Origin of the sequence: Paraburkholderia sp. SIMBA_054 (assembly GCF_046534875.1) — a bacterium.
Taxonomy (GTDB): Bacteria; Pseudomonadota; Gammaproteobacteria; order Burkholderiales; family Burkholderiaceae; genus Paraburkholderia; species Paraburkholderia hospita.
On sequence record NZ_JAWRXV010000226.1, the window covers coordinates 1 to 507 of the forward strand.

At 60.4% G+C, this 507-nt stretch carries 1 protein-coding gene; it reads left to right on the forward strand.

All coding sequences use genetic code 11. The annotated features are described in order from the left end of the window. Positions 1–507, forward strand: a 507-nt coding sequence (locus tag SB822_RS54880) for a CheR family methyltransferase (RefSeq protein ID WP_410858820.1), incomplete at both ends; no start/stop codon positions are given.

The window sequence follows — 507 nt, forward strand, 5'->3', positions numbered from 1 at the left end:
GATGACCGTGCGATCGAGGTGGCCCGAGCCGGCCGATATCCTGAATCCATTCTCACCGACGTCCCACCGTCCCGGCTACGGCAATTCTTTACTCATACACGCGGGGCTTATGTCGTCAACAAGCCGCTACGCGAGCATGTACTGTTTGCGGCACACAACATCCTGCGCGATCCACCGTTTTCGCAGCTCGACCTTGTGTCGTGCCGCAACCTGCTGATCTACCTTGACCGCAGCGTGCAACGCCAGGTCTTGCAGACGTTTCATTTTGCGTTGCGCCCGGGTGGCTATCTCTTCCTGGGCAGTTCCGAGTCGGCAGAAATCGCCGAGGACCTATTTTTCCCCGTCGACAAGAAGAACCGCATCTATCGCGCAAAGAGCGTCGCGAATCGCTCTCGCGTGACGCCGGTGCTGCCGGTCGCCGGCAAGACGCTGCAGCCGTTGCCAGCGGAAGTTGTCCGTCCGGCGTCGCGTCCCTCCAGCTTTTCGTTCGCGAATCTGCATCAGCGG